Here is a 26,036-nt window from a genome sequence, read left to right as displayed (position 1 = left end):
GCCCCGTCGCCGAAAACGGACCGGGCACCTCGCAAATTTAATAAATTCGCGTATCTTTACACAACAGGAGCGGATTTACCGCCGCACCGGCGAAGAGAGCGAAACACGACGACATGAGCCAGCCACTCGACAACGATATCAAGTTCCTCACGGGCGTCGGCGAGGCGCGCGCGAACCTGCTGCGCACGGAGCTGGGCATCCGCACCGTGGGCGACCTGCTGCGCCACTACCCGTACCGCTACATCGACCGCACCCGCTTCTACCGCATCGGCGAAATCCGCGACGATTCGCTTTCCTACATCCAGCTCCGGGCGCGCATCACCGGCTTCCAGCACGCGGGAGGCGGCGCGAAAAAACGTTTCGTCGCCACCGTGAGCGACGGTTCCGGCACAGCCGAACTGGTCTGGTTCAAAGGAATCGGCTGGATCGAAAAGCAGCTCGAAATGGGCCGTGAATACATCATTTTCGGCCGCCCAGCCTTCTTCAACGGCTCGCTCAGCCTCGTGCACCCCGAGGTCGAATCGACCCTCGCGCAGCAGAACCGGCCCGCCGCAGGCGTGCAGGGCGTCTACAGCACCACCGAAAAGCTCAACAACAAACGCCTCGGCACCAAAGCGATCTACAACCTCGTCTGCAACGCGTGGGCGCTCGCCGGGGAGCGGATCGCCGAGACGCTGCCGCAGCGCATCCTCGAAGAGTACCGGCTCCCGTCGCTGCGCGACGCGCTGCACGACATCCACTTTCCCGAAAACGACCAGAGGCTCAAAGCCGCCGAACTGCGGCTCAAGTTCGAGGAACTCTTCGGCGTGCAGCTCGTGATCCTCGCCGACCGGCAGCAGCGCGTAGGCAAGAACAACGGTTTTCTCTTCACCACTGTCGGCGAAAAGTTCAACCGCTTTTACAGCGAGCGGCTCCCCTTCCCGCTCACCGGCGCGCAGAAGCGCGTGATTCGCGAAATCCGGCAGGACACCGCCACCGGCCACCAGATGAACCGCCTGCTGCAAGGGGACGTGGGCAGCGGCAAGACGCTCGTCGCGCTGATGAGCATGCTGATCGCGGTCGACAACGGCTTCCAGGCCTGCCTGATGGCCCCGACCGAAATCCTCGCCGCACAACACTTCGCCACCATTTCGCGGCTGACCGAAGGGATCGCTTCGGTACGCCTGCTGACCGGCTCGACACGCAAGAAAGAGCGCACGGAGATCGCCTCGGAATTGCTCGGCGGCACATGCGACATCCTCATCGGCACGCACGCGCTGATCGAAGAGGGCGTTCAGTTCCGGAACCTCGGCTTCGTGGTGATCGACGAGCAGCACCGCTTCGGGGTCGAGCAGCGCGCGAAGCTGTGGCTCAAAAACGACTCGCCGCCGCACGTGCTGGTAATGACCGCGACGCCGATCCCGCGCACGCTGGCGATGACCCTCTACGGCGACCTGGACGTCTCGGTGATTGACGAACTGCCGCCGGGCCGCAAACCGGTGCGCACGGTGCACTACCACGACTCGCACCGCCTGCGGGTGTTCGGCTTCATCCGCGACGAAATCAAAAAGGGCCGGCAGGTCTACATCGTCTATCCGCTGATCAAGGAGTCCGAAAAGATGGACTACAAAGACCTCGAAGACGGCTATGCGGGCATCACGCAGGCCTTCCCGCCGCCGGAGTACGTGACGGTCGTGGTACACGGCAAGATGAAGCCCGCCGACAAGGAGTACGGCATGAACCTCTTCAAGAGCGGCACGGCGCAGATCATGGTGGCCACCTCGGTGATCGAGGTAGGCGTCGACGTGCCCAACGCGTCGATCATGGTGATCGAAAGCGCCGAGCGTTTCGGCCTCTCGCAGCTGCACCAGCTCCGCGGCCGCGTGGGGCGCGGCGGGGAACAGTCCTACTGCATCCTGATGAGCGGCGACAAGCTCTCGGCGGAATCGCGCAAGCGGCTCGGCGCGATGGTGTCGACTTCCGACGGTTTCGAGCTGGCCGAACTGGACCTGCAGCTACGCGGCCCGGGAGACATGACCGGTACGCAGCAGAGCGGGCTGGCGTTCGACCTGAAGATCGCGAGCCTGGGCAAGGACGGACAGATACTCACCCTCGCGCGGGAGGCGGCCGAAAAGGTTCTCGACGACGATCCGGGACTTTCGAAGCCGGAAAACCGGCAGCTGCGCGAACTGGCCGAAAGGTACCGTCCGCAAAAAGTGATGGATTTCAGCATGATTTCATAACTTTGGGCCGGATTTTGCGTTGTATTGAAAATGAGGTTCGGGAAATCCCGGTCCTCCCGGAAATGCCGTCGGCCCCGGCCGCCGCGAAGCGAACCAGGCCGCCTTACAGGCCGGCCGTTCCAGCGGGAAGGCCGGCTTCGCAGCACGCCGGGCCGCACAGGTGAAAATTAAGGGAAGAAACACCCCGCAGACCTACAAACAGACTGAAAGATGCGCATGAACAAATTGTTTACGACCTTATACCTGCTCGCCGCCTGCCTGTTCGGGACGCCGCTCTGCGGGCAGACTTCCGGCACCCCGGCGGACGCCGCCCAATCCAAAAACCCGGCCTTCACGCACGGGGAGAAACTCACCTACGTGGTCAGCTACAAGGCGGGTATCAATACCGACGTGGCCGAAGTGACCTTCGTCACGCGGGAAGGATGGCTCGACGGAACCAAAGTCTACCAGATCGACGCGAACGGCCGCGTTTACCCCTTCTTCCGCTGGTTTTTCGACCTGAACGACTCCTATTACAGCAGCCTCGACTACCGGACGCTGCGTCCGCTCGAACTGCGCGCCGAAATCCGCGAGGGCAAGTACCGCACCTTGAGCAAATACACCTACGACTGGGACGCGAAACAGGTGCACACCTCGTTCCGCAACCACAAGAACCCCACCGCGACGCTCAAGACGATGCCGCTCACCGAAGGGAGTTTTGACGCGGTCGCACTCTTTTTCAACCTGCGCTGCGAAGATGCCGCAAAGTTCCGCCCCGGCGAGAAGCATACGCTCGAAATGGTGCTCGAAGACACGATCCGCCGCATCAACTACCGCCTCGCGGGGCGCGAGGTGCGCAACATCAAAGGCGTGGGCAAGTTCCGCACGCTGAAGTTCGTCTGCGAGCTGGCCACCTCCTCGGGCGAATCGTTCAAGGACGGTTCGGAGTTCTACCTCTGGATATCGGACGACCTGAACAAGATTCCGCTCTACCTCGAATCGCCGATCCGCATCGGGTCCGTGCGCGTGCGGCTGCTCGACGCGTCGAACCTGAAATACCCGCTGACGAGCAAAATCAAATAGGCGGTTCAGCCGGACGGTACGGTCTTCCCTGTAACGGTAACGGGCCCTCCTTCCCGGCCAGGCAACGGGCCGTCTGCAGAGAAGCGGCGCCGGGAACGAAGTCCGCCCCCGCAAACGGGACAGCCCGGCAAAAATGCACGGATTTTGCGGGTAGCGGACCCGGACACCCGGACGAACGGCAAAAAAGGGACGAACCGAAGCGGAATAACGGCACCGGAACGGGAAAAGTCACACAAAACCGCCGCAAAAGGCAGCAATTTAACCGCATTCTGTTATCTTTGCACCATAATTTACCGTAGTCTTTTTGTCTTCGTACACTTTCCGAAAGCTTTGAGAGATGGACAACTACAACAACAACTACCAGCAGGATTACAATCAGGGCTATAACCAGGGGTACGACCCGGGATACGGCGGCTACCCGCCGCAGCAGACCCCGCCGCAAAAGTCGATCAAAGGGCTCAAGATCATGATCGTGATCCTGGCCGTGATCCTCGGTGCGCTGTCGGTACTCTATTTCACGCAGGTCAAACAGATGCAGGCCGACTACGCCGAAGCGCGCGACACGCTGACGGCCCGCCTGACGATGATGCTGGCCAACTACGACACGCTCAGCACCGAGAACGACACGCTCGCGCAGCACCTGACCACCGAGCGCTTCAAGGCCGACTCGCTGCTCGAAACGCTGAAGAACGAACGCGTCCTCACGCGCCGCAAAATCAAGGATTACGAGAAACGGCTCGGCTACATGCGCACCGTGATGGAGGGGTACATCCACCAGATCGACTCGCTCAACACGCTGAACCAGAAACTTGTCAACGAAAATATCACTTACCGCAAGCAGATTACCTCAGCGCGCCTGCGGGCCGACAAAGCCGAGGAAAAGGCGCAGGAGCTCTCGACCAAAGTGCAGAAGGGGGCCGTCATCCGTGCGCGCGACATCGCGCTGGTGGCCCTGAACCGAAGCGACAAGGTGGTGAGCCGCGCAGCGAGGGCCGAACGGCTCCGCGTGGACTTTGTGCTGGTGGGCAACGAACTCTCGCAGCCGGGCGAACGCAACGTTTATGCCCGCATCATCGGCCCGGACGGCTACGTGCTGGCCAACCGGAGCAACGCCGCGTTCAACTACGAGGGCGACATGATCACCTACTCGGCCACGCGCCAGGTGGACTACCAGAACGAAGACCTGAGCGTCAGCCTCTTCTACAACGGCACAGGCATCACGGGCGGCAAGTACCAGGTGATGATCTACATCGACGGCCACCTGATCGGCTCCAACGAGATCATCCTGCGCTAACGACTATTCGCTACAAAATCAAAAGCAATGCTCATCAAAAGTCAAAAACCTTTTGATGAGCATTGCTTTTTGTCTCATTCCAAAAGACGGGTAACATCACTTTCGATATCCGATAAATGCCGAAGACACATAACCCTACTTACTCCCTTGACGGTTTCCCGTTCGTAAAAGTTATGGCTCACCGAATCGGGGTTGACAATCGAATGGGACGGCATCCCGATCTGGCCATAAACCGGAACGAAGGAAAAACCGACGAGACAGAGCAAAAGAATAACGAATCCGTATTGTTTCATGCTGGATACCTATTAAAATCAAAGCTTATCCAAAAAGCTTTTAAACGAACAATCTTGGGAAACTGTGATAAACTTATACTCCCGCAGATAGGCCATATGCGGAGGGATAAAATACGATACCGTAGATTTGAGTTTAGTTTCTAACTTCTCCAGGTATTGCGGGGGAATATTATACAGATGAGGACGGTCACGCAACATCGTAAAACGCACTTCTAGGACCGCTCCGGTTTCGTTCAGCGCATAACCGATACGCAAAACTTCGTTATTCTGAGCCAACACACGAATCTCTTCGGGGGTGAAAGTTTCCAGAAAAGCCTGATAAACGGGATTCAAAGACGTGATTTCCAAATCCCCTCCCCTATCAACAGGCTCCGTGGGAGTCGAGCCGTCCTTCAAGGACATCAATTGACCGACGCGGGTGTTGTTGATGTTGGAAATCTGATACAGCAAACCTAAAGAATAATCGACTTTATAGGTAATCGTATTCCCTTTGACAATTTCCCGTTCGTAAAAGTTATGGCTCACCGAATCGGGGTTCACAATCAAATGGGACGGCATCCCGATCTGGCCGAAAACCGGAACGAAGGAAAAACCAACGAGACAAAGCAAAAGAATAACGAATCCGTATTTTTTCATACTGGATACCTATTAAAATCAAAGCTTATCCAAAAGACTTTTAAATGGGAAAACTTGAGAAACGGTGATAAACTTATACTCCCGCAGGTATGCCATATGCGGAGGGATAATATACGATACCGTAGATTTGAGTTTGGTTTCTAACTTCTCCAAGTATTGCGGGGGTATATTATACAGATGAGGACGATCGGACTCTATCGTAAAACCAACTTCCAAAACAACCCCATTCTCGTTTAAAGCATAACGGATACGTATAACATCATTATTCTGTGCCAACACTCGCATCTCTTCGGGGGTGAAAGTCTCCAAGAAAGCCTGATAGACAGGCTTTAAAAAAACCACATCCAAACCACCTCCCCTATCGACAGGCTCCGTGGGAGTCGAGCCGTCCTTCAAGGACATCAGTTCACCGAGCCGGGTATTAGAGGCATTACCAATACGGTAAAGCATAGGATAAGAATGATCTATCTTATAAGTAATGGTATTCCCCTTGACGGTTTCCCGTTCGTAAAAGTTATGGCTCACCGAATCGGGGTTGACAATCGAATGGGACGGTATCCCGATCTGGCCGAGAACCGGAACGAAGGAAAAACCCATGAGACAAAGCGAAAGAGCGACGAACCGAGATTTCATCTTACACGTCATATTCGAATCACAATTTACTTTCAAGCCATGAAAAAGAAATATCCTGAGACACCGTTATAAATTTATATTCACGCAGATATTGCATATGCGACGGAATAATAAATGATACCGTAGATTTGAGTTGGATTTCGAGTTTCTCCAAGTATTGCGGAGGAATATTATACAAATGTGGACGGTCTCGCAACATCGTAAAGCGGACTTCTAATACCGTTCCATTCTCGTTTATAGCATAACCTACATTAAGGGAGGCATTATTTCGTGCTAGCGCCCGAATTTCCTCCGGCGTGAAAGTTTCCAGAAAAGCACAATAAACCGGCACCCAAGATGCAATGTCCAATTCATCACCTATGCCTAACGGTTTGGTGGGTATAGAACCGTCCTTCAAAGACATCAGTTCACCGACGCGGGTGTTGTTGATGTTGGAAATCTGATACAGCGAACCTAAAGAATAATCGACTTTATAGGTAATCGTATTCCCTTTGACAATTTCCCGTTCGTAAAAGTTATGGCTCACCGAATCGGGATTCACAATCGAATGGGACGGCATCCCGATCTGGCCACAAACCGGAACGAAGGAAAAACCAACGAGACAAAACAAAAGAATAACGAACCCGTATTGTTTCATGCTGGATACCTATTAAAATCAAAGCTTATCCAAAAGGCCTTTAAACGGACAAACCTGGGAAACGGTGATAAACTTATACTCCCGCAGATAGGCCATATCCGGAGGAATCACATACGATACCGTAGATTTGAGCTTGGTTTCTAGCTGCTCCAGGTATTGCGGGGGAATGTTATAGAGATGAGGACGGTCGGACTCTATCGTAAAATCAATCTCTAGTACCGATCCGGTTTCGTCCAGCGCATAACCGACAAACAAAACTTCGTCATTCTGAGCCAACACACGAATCTCTTCGGGGGTGAAAGTCTCCAGGAAAGCCTGATAAACGGGATTCAAAGACGTGATTTCCAAATCCCCTCCCCTATCAACAGGCTCCGTGGGAGTCGAACCGTCCTTCAAGGACATCAGTTCACCGAGCCGGGTATTGCAGGCATTACCAATACAGTAAAGCATCGGATAGGAATAATCGACTTTGTAGGTAATCGTATTCCCCTTGACGGTTTCCCGTTCGTAAAAGTTATGGCTCACCGAATCGGGGTTGACAATCGAATGGGACGGCATCCCGACCTGACCGAGAACCGGAACGGCGGAAAACCCCATGAGGCAAAGTAGGAAAAAAGCTAAAAAAAGTTTCATGATATGCGGTTTTAATCGTGATTGCAATCGACGGACAGACTTTTCAGGGCATCGATACTCCGGTAAGCAGAGTTTTCGGGATATTCCTGTGTTTTGTAGCCAATTTTGCGTAAAATATAAACGATATGGGTGTATTGTGTGGCAGAAGGAGTTCTAGCATAGCTTAAAAACATTTTCTCGTATTCTCTTTCTAAAGAACCTCCTTTTGCAAACTCACCAGCACGCTGTTTAATTTGCGTTGCCGCTACTTTCGCTTCCACCTCGTAATTAAGCTTGGCGTCGGTAGTATAGGGTTTTGCAGGATCGTACCCCTGGTAGGCGTGAAAAAGCTCTTCGGTAAACGTAGACAGGGATTCCGTGCCTATGGTAATCGTATGCGTGGATTGAGTATAGACGCCGTTGACGCGTGCGGTTACCATAATATCCGGATTGTACTTGATCGTAAGTTCTCTATTGAAATTATAATTCAACGCGGCCAGCAACTTTTGCCCCATGCAGTCCTCATGGATTTTTTTGAGTAATTTATTGAGTTTCTTTTGCGTGGCCGTATCCATTTTCATATTGACCAGCGGAAAACCGGGCGATTCCGGACGGTCTGAACCGCTGCCGCCGGGATCGCCGGGGTCGGGTTTATCCGGAGGCGCCTGACACTGCTTTCCATCGCAGAACTTGCTGCCGCAATGCGGACAGATCCAGCACTCGCACGGATATTTGTTGCACGTCGTGCAGCAGACGCAGGGATCGTGCCCGCAACGGTAACAACAGGTGCAGGGGTCGTGACGGCAACTCGGACACGGACGTGCCGGAACACCCACCTCGCCCAATTCGTTGGTGTCCCAGATAGACCTCAGCGATATGCCGTACAAGAGCAATTTCTGGCTGTCGGCAGATGCAGAAGATGGCAAACTGCTACCCACCAGCGCCATATCCGTCCGTTTCCCGTTTTTCCATCGGTCGCACCACAGGAATTCGCCCGCAACATCGGTAATCAGCACGTAAGAATCCCCGGTCAGACTGCGATCCGACCGGATAACGGTTTCGACATACTGCCTTATACGGCCGTCTTCATGCAGCATTTGCACAATCAGGCTGGACCGGGTGCGGGCCTCGCGATATTCGATCCGGTTTTTATCGTCTCCGAAACCTATCCGCGAAATTCCGGACACATTCTCGGACAAGGGCACCCGCAACGTGGAATATTTTGGGTTGACGATCACCACAGCCTCTTCCCAAAGGGGCAGCCCGGAGCGGGATGAGGTCGCAAAAGTTTTCGTGAGAACGCCCGCAGTATCGCCACCGGACACAGCAAAGAACGCATTTTGCAGATACAATCGATCCCGGTTCAAGGCCGAAACCGAACCGTCGGAATGCCGGAAGAAATAGATTTTGGCTTCGTCGACCGTAATCATGCCCTCCGGTACCGCGGAAATATCATCCGGTTGCGGATACTGTTCCTTCACACAGGCGGCAAAGACGGTAAGCAATACGCTCACTACCGCGATTACGATAAAAGTTTTTTTCATGATCAAAACATTATCGGGTGAAAAGGTAGTAATCGAACGGTCAGATGTCGGATCGGGGTTCAGCGTCTTCCAATTACTTGAAATATAAGCTATTTTTACGAGAACTGCAAATGAAATATCGCAGGATATCAAAATCGGCTCAGACAAAATGATTCAGGCCGGTTCGGCAGGCTGCCCGGCACGCAAATGCGAGAAAGCAACAATACGACATAAATTACCTCACGGCCATCCATGCATCCACCCGATGCAACAAGCCACAGTCAAGACTGTGGCTTGTTGCATGCGACTATAATCTTCCCCCCGTCCCGGCACGGGAAATTTCCCGGACGGTTGCACCTATCCCCGTTCCGGCCGTACATTCTATCGTCGCCGTTTATCCCGCAGTCCGGTCTATGCGGCAGGTAATCCCCTCTTTTCCTGCGGAACCGGCGCTCCCGGCGGCTTTACCACACGACCGGCGTGCGGCCGTTGGCCTCGAGGTAGGCGTTCGCCTGCGAGAAGTGGCGGCAGCCGAAAAAGCCCCGGTACGCCGACAGCGGCGACGGATGCACCGCCTTGAGGATACAGTTGCGCGCCGGATCGACGATCGCGCCCTTGCGCTGCGCGTAAGAGCCCCACAACATGTAGACGACCCGGTCGCGGTGCGCGGCGATCGCACGCACCACCGCATCGGTGAACTGTTCCCAGCCCCTGCCGGCATGCGAGGCGGGCTCGTGTGCGCGCACGGTCAGCACCGCGTTGAGCAGCAGCACGCCCTGCGACGCCCAGCGGTCGAGGTTGCCGCTCGCGGGCACGGCGGCCCCGGTATCGTCGCGCACCTCCTGGAATATATTGACCAGCGACGGCGGAAACGGCACGCCGTCGTTCACCGAGAAACAGAGCCCGTGCGCCTGCCCCTCGCCGTGGTAAGGATCCTGCCCGATCACGACCACTTTGATGTCGTCCGGGTCGCACATGTCGAACGCATGGAAAATGTTGCGCCCGGCGGGAAAAACGCGCCGCGTGGCATACTCCTGTTTGACAAACCGCACCAGCTCGGCAAAATAGGGTTTTTCAAACTCGGCCCCGAGCAGCTCTTTCCAGCGGGGCGATATCTTTACGTCCATATCGGTTGGGTTATTTTGTCACGCTCCGGGAGTGCCGGACTTCGGCCCGTACCCGAAACATTTTCTTGTCCATATCTATTACACCTCTATTGTATCCGTGCCGCCGCCCCCGGATTCAATCGGGCGGATTCCTGCGCCACCCCGCCGCGCGCTACCGGATCGAGTTCATGCGGATGCTCGCCTTGACGAACGCCAGCGCACGGATCCGCTCGACCGGTACCTCCTTGTCGGCATGGTGCGGGTTCTGGCTCACGAGCTTCACGCACCCCTCGTTTTCGGACTTCTGGATATACTTGACCGTCACGTACTCCTCGCCGTCGATATCGATCGAGAGCAGGTACATGTCCCCCCAGAAGATGTTCTCGATGCCGCTTACCTGCTTGTAGAGCACGATGTCGCCGCTCTTGAGCAGCGGATACATGCTGTCGCCCACCACGTAGATCGCACCGTCGCAGCGGGGCAGGTTCGGAATGTGGATGTAGTCGACCGGGCGCACCGACTCCCGGTCCAGGAAAAGCGGCACCAGCCCGGCGGTTCCCTCTATATTATAGAGGGGTACGCTCTGCGTGGGCAGTCTGCGGTCGGTGCGGTTCGTGAAGACCGCCTCGGGCCGCTGTTCGAAAAACATCTGCCCCTGTCCGGTTTCGAGCCACTCGGGATTAACGTTCAATTCCTGAACAATAATATTTTTATTTCGTTCCGAAAGCGATGCGCGGCCGGTCTCGATCATCGACAGCGCACTCTTCCCGATGCCCAATTTTTGGGCAAGCGCCTCTTGCGTCAACCCCAACTCTTTGCGTATCAACCTCAATCGCTCCCTCATATCGAAAAGATTTTTTTTGCAATTATTTCTTGCAAAAAGAGTACAAAATCCAAAATTTGAACTTATATTTGTAAGACAAAGTTAAGAGGTTTTATTTTATTAACCAAATACAGTGGCAGTCAATTCTTTTGTTTCACGTCCGGAAATTCAAGAATTGTATAATCAGCCAATCTCCCGGCAGGCTACTTTTGTAAAAAACGACACGACCATGATTTCCATCGACGACCAAACTTACCAGGCCATTGCCGCACAGCTGCGCGACGAACTCACCGGGAAGGAGTTCTTCAACGGCCAGCTCGAATACGACACCGAAGAGTTCTACTCCACGCTCACCTGCACGCTGATCCTGCGCAACGACCCCGACACGGGACGCCTCGCATCGGCCACGCCCGTGTGGTGGGAATACCACCTGCACCAACGCGACGGCGAAGTGCTCACCGATTTCAGCTGGAGCGAGCTGAGCCGTTTTCTCGAAGCCTAACGCACGACCGACTACTTCTTCACCCTGCGCGTTCCTTGCTTGCTCCGCCGGCAGAATACGCTGCCCGGCAATGCCGGGCAGCCCGCCCGCATAGCAGGAAACAGCCGGAGCACAAGCAAAGAACGTTCAGAAAACATCTTCAATAAACGGATTTTCCACGGAAAATCCAAGCCCGGACCCGGAAATTTCTTCGGGTATCCGCATCACGGAGCGCATGCGTCAGGCGACGCCGCGAGAGACACCCGCCCACCGGGGGACGCCCCGCCTCTCGACCTTCCGGCCCCCTTCGGCACGGGGACGCCCGTCAGGGCCGGAACCGCGGACGATCTTCCGTCCGGCAGGTTGGACTCCTGCCGCTCCGTCCAAACAACCCGATCGAAATGCAATCAAATCTTGTAAATCCCTGCGTGGCAGGCCTCTGGAACCTGGAGCTGCCTGAAGGGTGGCAGCTGACCGAAAACAGGGTCCTTGCCGACAGAGCGGAATCGCCCGGCCCTCCCTCCGCCGGAACCGGCGCTCCGGGACAGGCGCTCCCGTGCGAAGGGTTTCCCGGTTCGGGAAACCCGAATGCAAAAGTTCCGAAAACAGCCGTACCGGAAACAGCAACCGTCAAAACCGAAACGGGGTACCCGCCCGGCGAGGCGCAGCGCTGTGCGCTCGAAAAGAAGGCGCTGCAAGGACTGGCCCGCTGTGTCAGGGGCTATACGATGCAGGAGGTCAAACGCACGTACGAACCCGATCCGGAGGGCGGGCGGCGGCTCAAGAGCGAGGTGGTGACGCGCCGCACGGTCGCACCCGACCTCGACGCGATCCTCTTCGCACTGACGAACCTGAACCCGGACCGGTGGCAGGCGAAGCCCGTTCCGGGCCCAGCCGTGAAAAACGCAGCAGGCAAAACCAGCCCGGAACGCAGCGGCGCGAACACTCCCCGCACCCCGGGCGCACCGCCGGACGACGGCGCGCCCGGCGGCGATACGCCGGTCGACCTCTCGACGCTCTCCGATGCCGCGCTGGCCGAACTCTCCGCACTGCCCGAATGGCGCGCCGCGATGCCCGCAGCCGAAACCAAACCTCAAACCGAAGCCGGCCTCAACCCCAGCCCCGACCCGCACGATGAACGAAACCTTTCCCGCAAACACCCCGCAGCCACCCGGCTCCGGCGAGACCTTCCCGGATACCGCCCCGGGCCGAACTCCGACCCCGAGCACCAGTCCGGCCGCCGCTATAAACTTGCATTCCGTTCCCGATCCCCGGCCCCGGCTGACAATCACGCGCCGGGCAGTCCAGAGCGAACTGGCGCGGCGCAGCCTGCCGGACTTCGCGCGACGGTGCGTTCCCGGCTTCTGCCCGACACCTTTCCACACCGCCTATTACCGTACCTTGGACGCCTTTGCCAAAGGGCTCGTCAGGCGGCTGATCGTCTCGGTACCGCCGCAGCACGGCAAGTCGCTCGGCTCTTCGGTGTTGTTGCCCGCCTATGCGCTGGGCATCCGCCCCGGCCTGCGCATCGCGCTCGCGTCGTACAACCTGCGGCTCGCGTCGCGCTTTAACCGCCGCATCCAGCAGCTGATCGACAGCGCTCCCTACGCAGAACTTTTCCCGGACACCCGGCTCAAACCGCTGCACGGAGGTACCGGAAACAAAAAAGAGGCTGCCGCCCCTTCCGCCGCCGGGGCCGGAAATCTGGTCCGCACCGCCGAGGAGTTCGACCTCGCCGGGCAAAGCGGCGGCCTGCTCGCGGTCGGGCGCGAAGGATCGCTCACCGGCAACACGGTGGACCTGCTGATCCTCGACGACCTGTTCAAGGACGCGCTGGAGGCCAATTCTCCGCTGGTGCGCGACAACGCGTGGGAGTGGTACAACGCGGTAGCGCGCACGCGCCTGCACAACGGCTCGCAGGAGCTGATCGTCGGCACCCGCTGGCACGAAGAGGACCTGCCCGGACGCATCGCCGCGCACGAACGGGTCGTCGGGCTGACCGACTTTTCTCAGCTCGGCACGCTGCCGCCCGACTGCTGGCTGATGCTGAATTTCGAAGCGATCAAAGAGTCGCCGCCCACTCCGGCCGATCCGCGCGACAAGGGCGAGGCGCTGTGGCCCGCACGCCATTCGCGCGCGCTGCTCGACGCGCGGCGCAGACTCGACCCGCACCTGTTCGAAGCGCTCTACCAGGGGCGCCCGGCCTCAAAAGAGGGATTGCTTTACGGCGAAGGGTTCGCCACCTACGACGAACTGCCCGCGACGGTGGTCAAACGCGGCAACTACACCGACACCGCCGATACGGGCGACGACTACCTCTGCTCGCTCTGCTACGCGGTGGGCGGCGACGGCATGATCTACCTGACCGACGCGCTCTACACGCCGGAGCCGATGGAGGCGACCGAACCGCAGGCGGCCGCGATGCTGCGCCGCGCGGACGTACGCGAAGCGCTTTTCGAAAGCAACAACGGCGGACGCGGCTTCGCGCGGGCGGTGGGGCGCCTGGTGCCGGAGGTGCGCATCGCGTGGACGCACCAGTCGCGCAACAAGGAGGCGCGCATCCTCTCCAATTCGGCCACGGTGCAGCGCCTCGCACGCTGGCCGCGGGGCTGGGAGGCACGCTGGCCGGAACTCGCGCGCGACCTGCTCGGTTACCGCCGCCTCTACCGGGCCAACCGCCGCCACGACGCTCCGGACGCGCTGACCGGGGTGGTCGAGACCGAACTCGACCGTTCGCGCCGCACGATCCGCGCGGTGGGTTTCCGTTCGCCTGAGAGATAAGACCTTCCGGGTACATTCGCCACACATTTCGAGGAATCGGCCCGACCGCTACCGCCGCACCGGGAAAAGCAGCATCATTCGCGTCCGCATCCATCGGAGCCGCACCTGAACAAAGCGAGCCACGGGCAGATGCCCGTGGCTCGCTTTCATCTCCTGCGCTCTTTTTCCGTAAAGCAGCGGCATAGCGCAATTACATCCCGTCCCGGCAACGCGCCCCGTATCGACAGTACCTGAACCGCACCCTGCCGGACGCACCCGTCCTGCGGCTATTTCAGCGCCGCGATCCGTTCGCGCAGCGCCGCGATCTTCGCCTCGGCATCGGCCTGCTTGGCCCGCTCGTTGGCGACCACTTTCTCCGGGGCGCTCTGCACGAAACGTTCGTTCGAGAGCTTTTTGTTTACCGAAGCGAGGAACCCTTCGAGGTATTCCAGTTCGGCTTCGAGCTTCGGCAGCTCTTCGGCCGCGTCGATCTTCCCCGGCAGCGGCACGAAATACTGCGTCGTCTTGACCACGAACGCCGCCGCATCGGGCAGCTTCTCCCCCACCGTGCGCACGGCGGAGAGGTTCGCCATCTTCTCCAGCAGCGGGGCGAAAGCCGCCGGGTAGTTCTCGTCGGCGATCACGCACAGCTCCAGAGCCTCCTTGTTCGGCAGGTTGTGTTCCTTGCGGATATTGCGCACGCCCGAAACCGCCTCTTTGAGCAGTTCCGCCCCGGCGAGCAATCCTTCCGCCCCGGCATCCCGGGAACCGGAAGCCTCGCCGCACGCGCATTTCACCTCCGGCAGGCGGCTCATCATCAGGCTCTCGCCATCCTCCCGCGGGGCGATGTTCTGCCACAGCTCCTCGGTCAGGAAGGGCATGAACGGGTGCAGCACGCGCAACAGCTTGTCGAAGAAACCGAGCGTCGCATCGAGCGTCGCGCGGTCGATCGGCTGCTGGTAGGCGGGCTTCACCATTTCGAGGTACCAGCCCGAAAATTCGTCCCAGAAGAGCTTATACAGCTGCATCAGCGCCTCGGAGATGCGGTACGCGGCAAAATCGGCCTCGACCGATGCGAGCGTGCGGTCCAGTATCGCGTCGAACCACTCCACCGCCAGGCGGTTGCCTTCGCACTGGACCAGCCGTTCATCCACCTGCCAGCCCTGTACGAGGCGGTAGGCGTTCCAGATCTTATTCCCGAAATTGCGTCCCTGTTCGCAGAGCGATTCGTCGAACAGCAGGTCGCTGCCGGCGGCCGAGCAGAGCAGCATCGCCACGCGCACGCCGTCGGCGCCGTAGCGATCGATCAGTTCGATCGGGTCGGGCGAGTTGCCGAGCGACTTGCTCATCTTGCGGCGCAGTTTGTCGCGCACGATTCCGGTCAGGTAGACGCTGCCGAACGGTTTCTCGCCGCGGTATTCGTACCCGGCGATAATCATGCGCGCCACCCAGAAGAAGAGGATGTCGGGCCCGGTCACCAGGTCGTTGGTCGGATAATAGTATTTGATCTCGTCGTTTTCGGGGTTGTTGATGCCGTCGAAAACCGAAATCGGCCAGAGCCACGACGAGAACCACGTGTCGAGCACATCGGGATCCTGCCGCAGGTCCGCGGGCGAGAGCGACGGGTTGCCGGTCTTTTCGCGGGCCACCTCCAGCGCCTCTTCGGGCGTCTCGGCCACCACGTAACCGCCCTCGGGCAGGTAGTAGGCCGGAATCTGCTGCCCCCACCACAACTGGCGCGAAATGCACCAGTCCTTGACGTTTTCCATCCAGTAGCGGTAGGTATTCTTGAACTTGGCCGGAACGAGCCGTACCGTATCCTCCATCACCGCCTTCAGCGCGGGCCGGGCGAGCTCCTCCATCTTCAGGAACCACTGCATCGAGAGCTTCGGTTCGATGGGCACGTTGGTACGCTCCGAGTAGCCCACCTGGTTCGTGTAGGGCTCCACCTTTTCGAGCAGCCCGGCCTCCGCAAGGTCGATCTCGATCTGCCTGCGCACATCGAAGCGGTCCATGCCCGCATACTGCGCGCCATGAGCGTTGAGCGTGCCGTCGTCGTTGAAGATGTCGATCGTCTCGAGGCCGTATTTCTCACCGAGCATGTAGTCGTTCACGTCGTGCGCCGGGGTCACCTTCAGCGCGCCGGTACCGAACTCGATATCGACGTACTCGTCGCGGATCACCGGCACGGAACGGTTCACCAGCGGCACGATCACACGGGCGTCCGCGGGCAGGTGCCGGTAGCGCGGGTCGTTCGGGTTCACGCACAGCGCCGTGTCCCCGAGGATCGTCTCGGGCCGCGTCGTGGCCACGACCAGGTAGTCCGCCGTCCCCTCGATCATATAGCGCAGGTAGTAGAGCTTGCCCTGCGACTCGCGGTGGATCACCTCTTCGTCCGAGAGGGCCGTCAGCGCGGCGGGGTCCCAGTTGACCATCCGCACGCCGCGGTAAATCTTCCCTTTGTTATAGAGGTCTACGAAAACCTTGATGACGCTCCGGCTCAGCGCCGGATCCATCGTGAACTTCGTCCGCTCCCAGTCGCACGACGCACCGAGGCGGCGCAACTGGCTCAGGATGATGCCGCCGTGCTTCTCCTTCCACTCCCACGCATGCTTCAAAAACTCCTCGCGCGTGAGCGAACCCTTGTCGATCCCCTCGGCTTTGAGCTTGGCCACGACTTTCGCCTCGGTGGCGATCGACGCGTGGTCGGTGCCCGGCACCCAGCAGGCGTTCTTACCCTGCATCCGCGCGCGGCGCACCAGCACGTCCTGGATCGTCTCGTTGAGCATGTGGCCCATGTGCAGCACGCCTGTCACGTTGGGGGGCGGAATTACGATCGTATAGGGCTCCCGCGCGTCGGGAACCGAGTGGAAGAAGCCGTGCTCCATCCAGTAGTCGTACCACTTCTGTTCGATCTGCTGCGGAGCGTATTTCGCTGCGATTTCCATAGTCGTCTCTCTTTCTGTTATGTTTTGATCTTTTTTCTTTGTCATGTTCCGGCCGGCGGGGCGGTCCCCCCCCCGCTATTTTCCGCCAAATGCAGCTGCGGCGCAGGATTTGCATCCAATTTGCAAAGATAGTGTTTTACAATAATAAAATGCCCCGAACGTTTAATTTTTAGCAGGCAGGCCAACGCCCCGGACGCAGGAGGCCGGAGCGCTGCAAGGCATTAGTTCTCAGCAAACAACATCCGGAACGAAAAGCATTCCGGGACGAAAAGGCAACGCGGCGGCCATCGCAGGCCGTTTCCGCAGCCGGCGGAGAGCCCCCGGGACACCCCCGGTTCCGCGCCGCAAACCTGACAGGATGGCAGGCTCCGACCTGCCTTCGCGTCGGGAAGCGGACAGAACGGCAGCAACACCGCCCCGATGCAGGGGTTTGGACAAAAAAAACTATATTTGCAGATTATCAAGGAGGAAAACAATGAGTAAGAAACAGTATAACGAAGAGGATTTTTCCGGCATTTCGGACATGCTCGAAGGTAAGCACCACGTGATTCCGATCGTCTCGAACGAGGACGAGGAGGAGGCCGAAAACACGGAAGTCCCCGACACGCTGCCGATCCTGACCCTTCGCAGCTCGGTGCTGTTCCCCGGCTCGATCACGCCGATCACCGTGGGGCGCCAGCGCTCGATGAAGCTGATCCGCGACGTGGAAGCCGCCGGCGGCCTGATGGGCGCCGTATTGCAGAAGGAGCCCGAAGTGGAGCAGCCCGGCCCGGACGACCTGTACCGTGTCGGCACCGCCGCGCGTATCCTCAAGATCCTCGAGATGCCCAACGGCAACCTGACGGTGATCCTGCACGGCCTCGAGAAGGTCGAGATCAAGGAGTACCTCACCGCGGAACCCTATTTCAAAGCGAGCGTCGCCCCGCTGAAAGACAGCGTGCCCGAACGCAGCAACATCGAGTTCGACGCACTGGTGGATTCGATCAAGGACGTGGCCCTCGGGATCATCAACATCTCGCCGAACATGCCCAAGGAGGCCGCCTTCGCGATCAAGAACATCGACAGCAAGCGCGGCATCATCAACTTCATCTGCTCGAACATCGACCTGCCCGACGCCGACCGCCAGCGGTTGCTGGAGGCCCCGGGCCTGCTGGCGCGCGCACGCCGCCTGCTCGAAATCCTGATCCGCGAGCAGCAACTGGTCGAACTCAAGAACGAGATACAGACCAAGGTAAAGCAGGATATCGACCAGCAGCAGCGCGACTACTTCCTGCAGCAGCAGATGCGCACGATCCAGGACGAGCTGGGCGGAGACCCGGCCGACAAGGACATCGACGAACTGCGCAAGAAAGCCGAAAAGAAGCAGTGGAAGGATGAGACCAAAGAGCTCTTCTTCAAGGAGCTGGGCAAGCTGGAACGGATGAATCCGGCCGTAGCCGAATACTCCGTGCAGCTGAACTACCTGCAGCTGATGGCCGAACTGCCCTGGGAGCACTGCACCACCGACAACCTCGACCTGAACCGCGCGAAGAAGCGGCTCGACAGCGACCATTTCGGCCTCGAGGAGGTGAAGGACCGCATCCTCGAACACCTGGCCGTGATCAAGCTCAAAGGCGATCTGAAATCGCCGATCCTCTGCCTGTACGGCCCCCCGGGCGTGGGCAAGACCTCGCTGGGCAAATCGGTGGCCGCCGCGCTCAAGCGCAAGTTCGGCCGCATTTCGCTGGGCGGGCTGCACGACGAAGCCGAGATCCGCGGACACCGCCGCACCTACATCGGTGCGATGCCGGGCCGGATCATCCAGACCATCAAGCGGGCCGGATCGTCGAATCCGGTGATCATCCTCGACGAGATCGACAAGGTGACCGTCTCCAACCACGGCGATCCGTCGTCGGCGCTGCTCGAGGTGCTCGACCCGGAACAGAACACCACGTTCCACGACAACTACCTCGACACCGAGTACGACCTCTCGAAGGTGCTGTTCATCGCGACGGCCAACAACATCGCCAACATCAACCCGGCGCTGAGGGACCGCATGGAGATGATCAACATCCCGGGCTACATCCTCGAGGACAAGGTGCAGATCGCCCGCAAACACCTCGTGCCCAAGCAGCTCAAGGCGCACGGCGTACCGGCCAAGGACCTGAAGATCGCCCCGAAGGTGATCGAGAAGGTGATCGCCGACTACACGCGCGAATCGGGCGTCCGGTCGCTCGACAAGCAGATCGCGAAGATCGTCCGCACGCGGGCGAAAAATATCGGCTTCGGCGAGGAGTTCAAGCCGGAGGTGTCGCCCGCCGACGTCGAGAAGATCCTCGGCGTGCCGCGCTTCACCAACGACATCTACGACATCCAGGGCATGGTGGGCATCGTCACGGGCCTCGCCTGGACCGAAGTGGGCGGCGACATCCTCTACATCGAGTCGATCCTCACCCCGGGCAAGGGCGCCCTCACGATGACCGGCAACCTGGGCGACGTGATGAAGGAGTCGGCCACCATCGCGCTGCAGTGGGTCAAGGCGCACGCCGACGAACTGGGCATCGCCCGCGAAAAGTTCGAAAAGAACGACATCCACATCCACGTGCCGGAAGGGGCGATTCCCAAGGACGGCCCGAGCGCCGGCATCACGATGATGACTTCGCTGGTTTCGACCCTCTCGGGCCGCCGCGTAAAGGACTACATCGCGATGACGGGCGAGACGACGCTGCGCGGACGGGTGCTGCCCGTAGGCGGCATCAAGGAGAAGATCCTCGCCGCGAAACGCGCGGGGATCAGGGAGATCGTCCTCTCGGAAGAGAACCGCAAGGACATCAGCGAGATCAAGCCGGAATACCTCGAAGGGCTCACGTTCCACTACGTGAAGACCAACGACGACGTGCTGAAGCTCGTGATGGCCGAATAGCCGCTACCGTCCGGGGCCGGCCCCGGTTCCCGGTACGCCCCGCCGGACGCGGGCAACCGGACAAACCGATCCGACCATTCAACCGGCACAACTCCCATCAACAGGAACGCCCCGCTCATCGAGCAGGGCGTTCTCTTTTTGCTTTCACAGTCCCTATTTCGCTTCACATCCCCCCTCAAGGGTCCGAAAGTGAACCGATCATCCGGAGGACCGGCCAACCCGGTACCGGACGGCCGGATTCCGAACATTCCGCAATCGGCGGACAGACACCGGAAAACCGGAAAACGGGAGAGCCGCACAAAGCGGCCCGAACGGAACGTCACGACTCCGCCCCAGGCGCCGGAACCCTTCCACGGGAGCCACGGGGACTGCGGGAACCACGAAAGCCGGGGCGCCAGGAGTGCCGGGTCAGTTCTGCAAATACTTGCCGTCGGTTACGTTCACGTCGCTCTTGGTCCTGAAAAGCCCCAGGTCGGCTGCCGGGAAGGCGTTTGCCGGGACGGCGTCCCGGTCGTAAATTTCCGAAAAATCATACGAGGCAGAGCCCGTCAGCCAGTTCCACAACTCGGGATAGACTTCCGAAATCGGCGTATTTTCACACGGATAGTTAAACCAGTCGAGCCCGACCACGCCTTTACCGTCCTCGGTATACGAGGAGCCTGTCTGCGTGATCACAAGTCCATAGGGACGGCCCTGTTTATCGAACGACTGGTTGAGGTAGGCGGTCGAGAGGGCATACAGCTCGACGTCTCCGTCCACCTGGATGTACCACTCGACGCGTACCGCACCGTCGTCCGCGATCTTCGAGAGATCCCAGCAACGGCAGGTCGAGCCGAGGTACTGGTTCCAGCCGGTCACCCGCCCGTCGATCCGCTGGTTGATCTGCCGGTCGGTGCCGGTATTGATAAAGCCGGCCTGCGACTGGAAATACTGGGTCCGGGCATCCGCATTCCCGGGTGCGAGCAGCCCTTTGAAGATGCGCGTGGATCCTTTATACACCACGGCTCCGAGACGAACCTCCTTGGTCGAGCCGAGCGCGATCGGGTGCACGCCGAACCCGAAACGCGTGCCGTTCCACTGGTACTTGACATGGATCACCAGGTCGTTGTAGTCGTAGTCGCCCGAGCGGGAATCCTCGAAACAGACCACCTGGAACAGCTGCGCTTTGTTCCCGGCAAACCCGTTCGGATACTCGTCCGCGGGCGTGTAAATCACCTCGGGAGCGGCAGCCGCCTTTGTCCGGGCGTAGCGCGGAATCCAGATTTTCATCGGACTCGACGCTTCGGCCAGCGTCACGCCGTTCATCTTCACCGTGGTAATCTGCCCCGCTTTGGTCGGCACCGCGTACTGCTCCGCTGTCTGGAAATGGCTCACGTCCGGAGTGTCCGTGCCGGGACCGGGAGTCTCCGATCCGGGATTTTTCACGCACGATACGGCAAGCACCGCACATGCGACAGCCAGAATTGATCTGTACATTATAGGTCTATTTTTATTCACGGTTCAAAGTTACAGACAATCCTGACAGCAAACAAGATAAATAACATATTTCCCGGCTGCAACAGATGAAAAAATTCCCCGGAAAGCGCACAAATACCACCGGAAAAGCTGTTAAAAAACATTGCATTTTTATCACTGAACTACCTGCGCGAACGGAGGGATAGCGGCGGTTCCGGTTATTTTTGTATCTTTGGATGCGATATTTCGCAGGGCGCCGGGAGAGACCGCGCGGGACCGGAAAGAAAACGTCCGGCGTTCAACAACATGGGGGCGAGCGGGCGAAGCGATCCGGTCCCGGGAATCCGCACGGGCGTGCCGCCTGCCCCGACAAAGCGAAACAAAGGCGAATACCGAATACAAACAAGATAAACCAACAGCCATGAACGAAAAATACGCCCTCGGCGTCGATATCGGCGGGTCGCACATCGCCTGCCAGGTGGTCGAGCTCGGCAGCAGCAGACCCGTCGGGGAGACCTACACCGAAGTCAAAATCGCCGAAAACGAGTCGGCGCAGAAGATTCTCGCCGCGTGGGACAGCGCGCTGGGAGCCTGCATGCAGAAAGCCGGCGCGCGCGCCATCACGGGCCTCGGCGTAGCGATGCCCTCGCCGTTCGACTTCATCAAGGGAATCGCGATGGCCGAACACAAATTCGCATCGATCAAAGGCATGAACGTCCGCGCCGAACTGCACCGCCTCACCGGCATCGACCCGTCGCGTATCCTGTTCACCAACGACGCGGCGGGCTTCGGCATGGGGGCCTGGAGCCTCGGCGGCGGCAACGCGCGCCACCTGATCGGCGTGACGCTGGGCACCGGATTCGGCGCCTGCTTCATCGTCGACGGCTGCTACGCCACCTACGGCCCCGGCGTACCCATCGGCGGCGAGCTGTGGGACTACCCGTTCCGGGGCCGGATCGCCGAGGATTTCGTCTCGACGCGCTGGTTCGAAGAGAAGTTCCGCCAGATCACCGGCGTGGCCATCACCGGCGTCAAACCGATGATCGACTACTACCACGCGGACAAGTACACCGCCGAGGTGCGCGCCATCTTCGACGAATTCGCCCGCACGTTCGCCGAGATCATGCTGCCGTTCGTGCAGCGCTTCGGCGCCGACACGCTGGTGGTGGGCGGCGGCATGGTGCGCGCCGAGGAGTTTTTCTTCCCGCAGCTGCGCGCCGCTTTCGAACAGAAGGGCGTGCAGATCCCGGTGGTGGCGATGGCCGACACGACCACCGCGATCATCGCCGGGGCGGCCGCGCTGTGTAAATAACCGCACCGGGCAAGTTTCCGGTTACCGTCCGGATAACCTCCGGGGGGTATGGTTATGGTTCCGGTTGCCGCACTTAACCCTTGGATCGCAGTCCCTGATCCCGGTTCTCGAGTACAGCTCCTGATCCCTCTTCCGATTGCAATCCCGCCCCGGGGCTCCGGAAAGTATCCCGATCGACAAATGCAAAAACAAAAAGACATACAACGGTGAAACGGGTCGTAGTAGGCCTCTCGGGAGGCGTGGATTCGAGCGTCGCGGCTTACCTGCTCAAGGAGCAGGGCTACGACGTGGTGGGACTGTTCATGCGCAACTGGCACGACACCACCGGCACGCTCGAAGGCGACTGCCCGTGGTACGACGACCAGATGTTCGCCGAGCTGACCGCCAAACGGCTCGACATCCCGTTCCATTTCATCGACCTGAGCGACGAATACCGCCGCCGCGTGGTGGACTACATGTTCGCCGAATACGGGCGCGGCCGCACGCCGAACCCCGACGTGCTGTGCAACCGCGAGATCAAGTTCGACGCGTTCCTCCAAGCGGCGCTGAAGCTGGGCGCCGACTACGTCGCCACGGGGCACTACTGCCGCCGCGAAGTGACCGAAACGGCCGAAGGGCCGGTCTACCGCCTGCTCGCGGGCAGCGACCCGAACAAAGACCAGAGCTATTTCCTCTGCCAGCTTACGCAGGAGCAGCTTTCGCGCGCGCTCTTCCCGATCGGGCACCTGCTCAAACCCGAAGTACGGCGCATCGCGGCCGAACAGCACCTCGCCACCGCGCAGCGCAAGGATTCGCAGGGCATCTGCTTCGTCGGCAAGGTGGACCTACCGGTATTCCTGCAGCAGCAGCTCAAGGCGCGCGAGGGTGCGATCGTCGAGATTCCGGCCTCGTGGCCGGGGTATGCGCTGCGCGGGCGGATTGCGGCACCGGGGGAGCGCAGTACAGCTTGGGAGATTCCGGCCGACGGGCCGTTCTCGCAGGAGCAGCTCGACGCGCTGGCGGAACCCTACCGGTATACGCCGGAAGCGGGCAGGCAGGCGGGCACGCACCGCGGCGCCCACTTTTTCACCATCGGCCAGCGCAAAGGCCTCGGCGTGGGCGGCTACGCGGAACCGTTGTTCGTGATCGCGAGCGACGTGGAACACAACGTACTCTACGTGGGCATGGGCCAGGAGCATCCGGGACTCTACCGGCGTGCGCTGCGGATCCTGCCCGAAGAGATGCACTGGATCCGGCCCGACCGCGCGTTACAGCCGGGCGGCAGCGCCCGCTTCTCGATGCGCATCCGCTACCGGCAGCCGTTGCAGGGCGGCGTGCTGCACGTCACGGAGCAGGGCGGTTACATCGTCTTCGACCGGCCGCAGCGCGGCGTCACCGCAGGGCAGTTCGCCGCGTGGTACGACGGCGACGAGCTGGTCGGCTCCGGGGTAATCCACCGGTAAGACCGGACCGAAAGCCATCCAAAAGACGGAAAGGGGCGCGCCGGATACGGCGTACAAAAACATACGAACAGCCACCCGGACACCCGAACCCGAAACACGGGAGCGTAAAAGGACGGCATCCCGCCACGCAAAAGCTGCGCGCAGCAATACAGGACGGGACGCCGAAATACCGGTACCGCACACTGCGGCACGGAAACGGCACATGGAAAGAGGGGTGCCCCCCGCAAAACACAGGACAAGATACCGGAACAGGACCAAACGCAAACGCGTACAGGCACACGAAAATACGACATACGGCAACAGAGAACCCCGGCGCATGCGCCGGGGTTCCGAAAAGCCCCCCTGCAACGGAGGACGGAAGATCTACCCTGGAGTTATTCCACTTCCGAAATCACCTTCAGCAGGCCGCGGGCGAGTGCTTCCAGTTCGTTGTCCCGGATGACGAAGGGAGGCATCAGGTAAACCAGCCGCCCGAACGGGCGCACCCAGATACCCTCTTCGACGAAGCGCCGCTGCAATGTCGCCATATCCACCGGGCGACGCATCTCGACGACACCGATCGCGCCCAGCACACGCACGTCGGCCACCTGCGGCCACTGGCGCGCAGGAGCGAGCAGCCGGCCGAGCAGCGCCTCGATTTCGGCGATGCGCGGCAGCGGGGAGTTCTCTTCCAGCAGCCGCAGCGACGCGCCGGCCACCGCGCAGGCGAGCGGGTTGCCCATGAAGGTGGGCCCGTGCATGAACTCGGACGGATCGCCCGCCGAAATGGTCTGCGCCACACGATCCGTAGCCAGCACGGCGGCGAAGGAGAGGTAACCGCCCGTCAGCGCCTTGCCTACGCACAGGATGTCGGGCGTGATGCCGGCCCACTCGCAGGCGAACATGCGGCCCGTGCGGCCGAACCCGGTCGCGATTTCGTCGGCGATCAGCAGGACGCCGTAACGGTCGCACGCCTCGCGCAGGCGGCGCAGGTACTCCGGGTGGTAAAACCACATGCCGCCCGCACCCTGCACGACGGGTTCGAGGATCACGGCCGCCAGCGTGTCGTGGTGGCGCTCGAGCAGTTCGGCCATCGGGGCGAAGTCCCGTTCGTCCCACTCCGCGCCGAAACGCACCTCCGGACGCGGCACGAAGTGCTGGATCGGCAGGCGGCCCGAAAAGAGCGAGTGCATGCCGGTGACCGGATCGCACACCGACATCGCGTGCCACGTATCACCGTGGTAGCCGCTGCGTATCGTGGCGAGCGTGTTCTTCTGCGGCGTGCCCTGCGCGTACATGTACTGCATCGCCATTTTGACGGCCACCTCGACGGCTACCGAGCCCGAATCGCAGTAGAAGATCTTTTCGAGCCCCGCGGGCGCCAGCCGCAGCAGGCGGCGGGCCAGGTCGACGGCGGGACGGTGCGTGAAGCCGCCGAACATCACGTGCGACATCTCCCGCAGCTGGGCTTGTGCGGCAGCGTTGAGCGCCGGATGATTATAGCCGTGCACGGCCGACCACCACGACGACATGCCGTCGATCAGCCGGCGGCCGTCACCGAGCTCGATCCACACCCCTTCGGCGCGCGCCACGGGATAGACCGGCAGCGGATCGGCCATCGAGGTATAAGGATGCCACAGGTGTTCGCGGTCGAACGAGAGCAGTTCGGAAAGGGTTTCGGGTTCCATATCGGCTTGGGTTGTTTGAACGTTTTATGGTATTGTACGAACGTTTTGTTATATTAGTGGCGCCGGAGCGACGGAATTTCCGGACCGGGGCGCAAAAAAGCAGGGAATGCGCGGACGCCGGCGGCGGTACGGGAGGCCGAAAGGACCGGAGCCTGCGGCAGGGCGGCAGCGGCAGGGCTTTACAGCCACGATAAACACAGCGCGACAACGGCAAAAGTAGCCATTTTC

Annotated in this window: 18 protein-coding genes; 8 read left to right on the top strand and 10 right to left on the bottom strand. The window is 59.8% G+C overall.

Annotated elements, in window-relative coordinates:
* The first annotated feature begins 113 nt into the window (after positions 1 to 113).
* From recG to NQ495_RS09035, 3 genes are all read left to right on the top strand, one after another.
* Positions 114 to 2,222, top strand: a complete 2,109-nt coding sequence (recG, locus tag NQ495_RS09045; protein ID WP_009132917.1) for an ATP-dependent DNA helicase RecG — start codon at positions 114 to 116, stop codon at positions 2,220 to 2,222.
* A gap of 216 nt (positions 2,223 to 2,438) precedes the next feature.
* A complete protein-coding gene (locus tag NQ495_RS09040) occupies positions 2,439 to 3,284 on the top strand; it encodes a DUF3108 domain-containing protein (RefSeq protein ID WP_040294242.1) in 846 nt (281 codons plus the stop codon).
* Between the two features lie 337 nt (positions 3,285 to 3,621).
* A complete protein-coding gene (locus tag NQ495_RS09035) occupies positions 3,622 to 4,578 on the top strand; it encodes a hypothetical protein (protein WP_009132915.1) in 957 nt (318 codons plus the stop codon).
* A 311-nt stretch (positions 4,579 to 4,889) separates the two neighbouring features.
* Here the strand turns inward: NQ495_RS09035 and NQ495_RS09030 are convergent, their stop codons facing one another.
* From NQ495_RS09030 to NQ495_RS09000, 7 genes are all read right to left on the bottom strand, one after another.
* Positions 4,890 to 5,507, bottom strand: a complete 618-nt coding sequence (locus tag NQ495_RS09030) for a hypothetical protein (RefSeq protein ID WP_009132914.1) — start codon at positions 5,505 to 5,507, stop codon at positions 4,890 to 4,892.
* A gap of 18 nt (positions 5,508 to 5,525) precedes the next feature.
* Positions 5,526 to 6,140, bottom strand: coding sequence for a hypothetical protein (locus NQ495_RS09025; protein ID WP_147513003.1), 615 nt, complete (start codon positions 6,138 to 6,140; stop codon positions 5,526 to 5,528).
* 19 nt (positions 6,141 to 6,159) lie between these two features.
* Positions 6,160 to 6,777, bottom strand: a complete 618-nt coding sequence (locus NQ495_RS09020; RefSeq protein ID WP_009132912.1) for a hypothetical protein — start codon at positions 6,775 to 6,777, stop codon at positions 6,160 to 6,162.
* 18 nt (positions 6,778 to 6,795) lie between these two features.
* A complete protein-coding gene (locus NQ495_RS09015; RefSeq protein ID WP_009132911.1) occupies positions 6,796 to 7,410 on the bottom strand; it encodes a hypothetical protein in 615 nt (204 codons plus the stop codon).
* 11 nt (positions 7,411 to 7,421) lie between these two features.
* Positions 7,422 to 8,933 (bottom strand): hypothetical protein, encoded by a 1,512-nt coding sequence (locus NQ495_RS09010; protein WP_009132910.1) that lies wholly within the window; start codon positions 8,931 to 8,933, stop codon positions 7,422 to 7,424.
* A gap of 443 nt (positions 8,934 to 9,376) precedes the next feature.
* Positions 9,377 to 10,039, bottom strand: a complete 663-nt coding sequence (gene ung, locus NQ495_RS09005) for a uracil-DNA glycosylase (protein ID WP_009132909.1) — start codon at positions 10,037 to 10,039, stop codon at positions 9,377 to 9,379.
* A gap of 151 nt (positions 10,040 to 10,190) precedes the next feature.
* Positions 10,191 to 10,862 (bottom strand): XRE family transcriptional regulator, encoded by a 672-nt coding sequence (locus NQ495_RS09000; protein WP_009132908.1) that lies wholly within the window; start codon positions 10,860 to 10,862, stop codon positions 10,191 to 10,193.
* 208 nt (positions 10,863 to 11,070) lie between these two features.
* Here NQ495_RS09000 and NQ495_RS08995 point away from each other — a divergent pair, with 208 nt between their 5' ends.
* Positions 11,071 to 11,343, top strand: a complete 273-nt coding sequence (locus tag NQ495_RS08995; RefSeq protein ID WP_009132907.1) for a hypothetical protein — start codon at positions 11,071 to 11,073, stop codon at positions 11,341 to 11,343.
* Between the two features lie 1,380 nt (positions 11,344 to 12,723).
* Positions 12,724 to 14,103: a phage terminase large subunit gene (terL, locus tag NQ495_RS08990; protein ID WP_232208876.1), complete on the top strand. Its 1,380-nt coding sequence runs from the start codon at positions 12,724 to 12,726 to the stop codon at positions 14,101 to 14,103.
* 266 nt (positions 14,104 to 14,369) lie between these two features.
* Here terL and NQ495_RS08985 read toward each other — a convergent pair whose 3' ends face one another.
* On the bottom strand, positions 14,370 to 17,030 hold the full coding sequence (locus NQ495_RS08985) for a valine--tRNA ligase (RefSeq protein ID WP_009132905.1): 2,661 nt from the start codon (positions 17,028 to 17,030) through the stop codon (positions 14,370 to 14,372).
* A 475-nt stretch (positions 17,031 to 17,505) separates the two neighbouring features.
* On the opposite strand from NQ495_RS08985, the gene lon reads away from it, so the two are divergent.
* On the top strand, positions 17,506 to 19,932 hold the full coding sequence (lon, locus tag NQ495_RS08980; protein WP_009132904.1) for an endopeptidase La: 2,427 nt from the start codon (positions 17,506 to 17,508) through the stop codon (positions 19,930 to 19,932).
* Between the two features lie 408 nt (positions 19,933 to 20,340).
* Here lon and NQ495_RS08975 read toward each other — a convergent pair whose 3' ends face one another.
* A complete protein-coding gene (locus tag NQ495_RS08975; RefSeq protein WP_009132903.1) occupies positions 20,341 to 21,408 on the bottom strand; it encodes a hypothetical protein in 1,068 nt (355 codons plus the stop codon).
* Between the two features lie 400 nt (positions 21,409 to 21,808).
* Here NQ495_RS08975 and NQ495_RS08970 point away from each other — a divergent pair, with 400 nt between their 5' ends.
* Both NQ495_RS08970 and mnmA read left to right on the top strand, forming a co-directional pair.
* A complete protein-coding gene (locus NQ495_RS08970) occupies positions 21,809 to 22,699 on the top strand; it encodes an ROK family protein (protein WP_009132902.1) in 891 nt (296 codons plus the stop codon).
* A gap of 206 nt (positions 22,700 to 22,905) precedes the next feature.
* Positions 22,906 to 24,141, top strand: a complete 1,236-nt coding sequence (gene mnmA, locus NQ495_RS08965) for a tRNA 2-thiouridine(34) synthase MnmA (protein ID WP_009132901.1) — start codon at positions 22,906 to 22,908, stop codon at positions 24,139 to 24,141.
* Positions 24,142 to 24,515: 374 nt separating this feature from the next.
* Here the strand turns inward: mnmA and bioA are convergent, their stop codons facing one another.
* Positions 24,516 to 25,808, bottom strand: a complete 1,293-nt coding sequence (gene bioA, locus NQ495_RS08960) for an adenosylmethionine--8-amino-7-oxononanoate transaminase (protein WP_009132900.1) — start codon at positions 25,806 to 25,808, stop codon at positions 24,516 to 24,518.
* Between the last annotated feature and the right edge of the window lie 228 nt (positions 25,809 to 26,036).

Source organism: Alistipes indistinctus YIT 12060, from assembly GCF_025144995.1.
In the GTDB taxonomy this organism is placed as follows: domain Bacteria; phylum Bacteroidota; class Bacteroidia; order Bacteroidales; family Rikenellaceae; genus Alistipes_A; species Alistipes_A indistinctus.
The sequence above is the reverse complement of the archived record's forward strand: the minus strand, read 5'-3'. Positions and strand labels throughout refer to the sequence as shown.

Excerpts from the sequence above, each read along its gene's own strand:
- NQ495_RS09025 (WP_147513003.1), bottom strand. The coding sequence starts at position 6,140 with ATGAAATCTCGGTTCGTCGCTCTTTCGCTTTGTCTCATGGGTTTTTCC.
- bioA (WP_009132900.1), bottom strand. The coding sequence starts at position 25,808 with ATGGAACCCGAAACCCTTTCCGAACTGCTCTCGTTCGACCGCGAACAC.
- NQ495_RS08970 (WP_009132902.1), top strand. The coding sequence starts at position 21,809 with ATGAACGAAAAATACGCCCTCGGCGTCGATATCGGCGGGTCGCACATC.
- NQ495_RS09035 (WP_009132915.1), top strand. The coding sequence starts at position 3,622 with ATGGACAACTACAACAACAACTACCAGCAGGATTACAATCAGGGCTAT.
- NQ495_RS09010 (WP_009132910.1), bottom strand. The coding sequence starts at position 8,933 with ATGAAAAAAACTTTTATCGTAATCGCGGTAGTGAGCGTATTGCTTACC.
- NQ495_RS09040 (WP_040294242.1), top strand. The coding sequence starts at position 2,439 with ATGAACAAATTGTTTACGACCTTATACCTGCTCGCCGCCTGCCTGTTC.
- NQ495_RS08985 (WP_009132905.1), bottom strand. The coding sequence starts at position 17,030 with ATGGAAATCGCAGCGAAATACGCTCCGCAGCAGATCGAACAGAAGTGG.
- ung (WP_009132909.1), bottom strand. The coding sequence starts at position 10,039 with ATGGACGTAAAGATATCGCCCCGCTGGAAAGAGCTGCTCGGGGCCGAG.
- NQ495_RS09015 (WP_009132911.1), bottom strand. The coding sequence starts at position 7,410 with ATGAAACTTTTTTTAGCTTTTTTCCTACTTTGCCTCATGGGGTTTTCC.
- lon (WP_009132904.1), top strand. The coding sequence starts at position 17,506 with ATGAGTAAGAAACAGTATAACGAAGAGGATTTTTCCGGCATTTCGGAC.
- NQ495_RS08975 (WP_009132903.1), bottom strand. The coding sequence starts at position 21,408 with ATGTACAGATCAATTCTGGCTGTCGCATGTGCGGTGCTTGCCGTATCG.
- NQ495_RS09000 (WP_009132908.1), bottom strand. The coding sequence starts at position 10,862 with ATGAGGGAGCGATTGAGGTTGATACGCAAAGAGTTGGGGTTGACGCAA.
- NQ495_RS09020 (WP_009132912.1), bottom strand. The coding sequence starts at position 6,777 with ATGAAACAATACGGGTTCGTTATTCTTTTGTTTTGTCTCGTTGGTTTT.
- recG (WP_009132917.1), top strand. The coding sequence starts at position 114 with ATGAGCCAGCCACTCGACAACGATATCAAGTTCCTCACGGGCGTCGGC.
- NQ495_RS09030 (WP_009132914.1), bottom strand. The coding sequence starts at position 5,507 with ATGAAAAAATACGGATTCGTTATTCTTTTGCTTTGTCTCGTTGGTTTT.
- NQ495_RS08995 (WP_009132907.1), top strand. The coding sequence starts at position 11,071 with ATGATTTCCATCGACGACCAAACTTACCAGGCCATTGCCGCACAGCTG.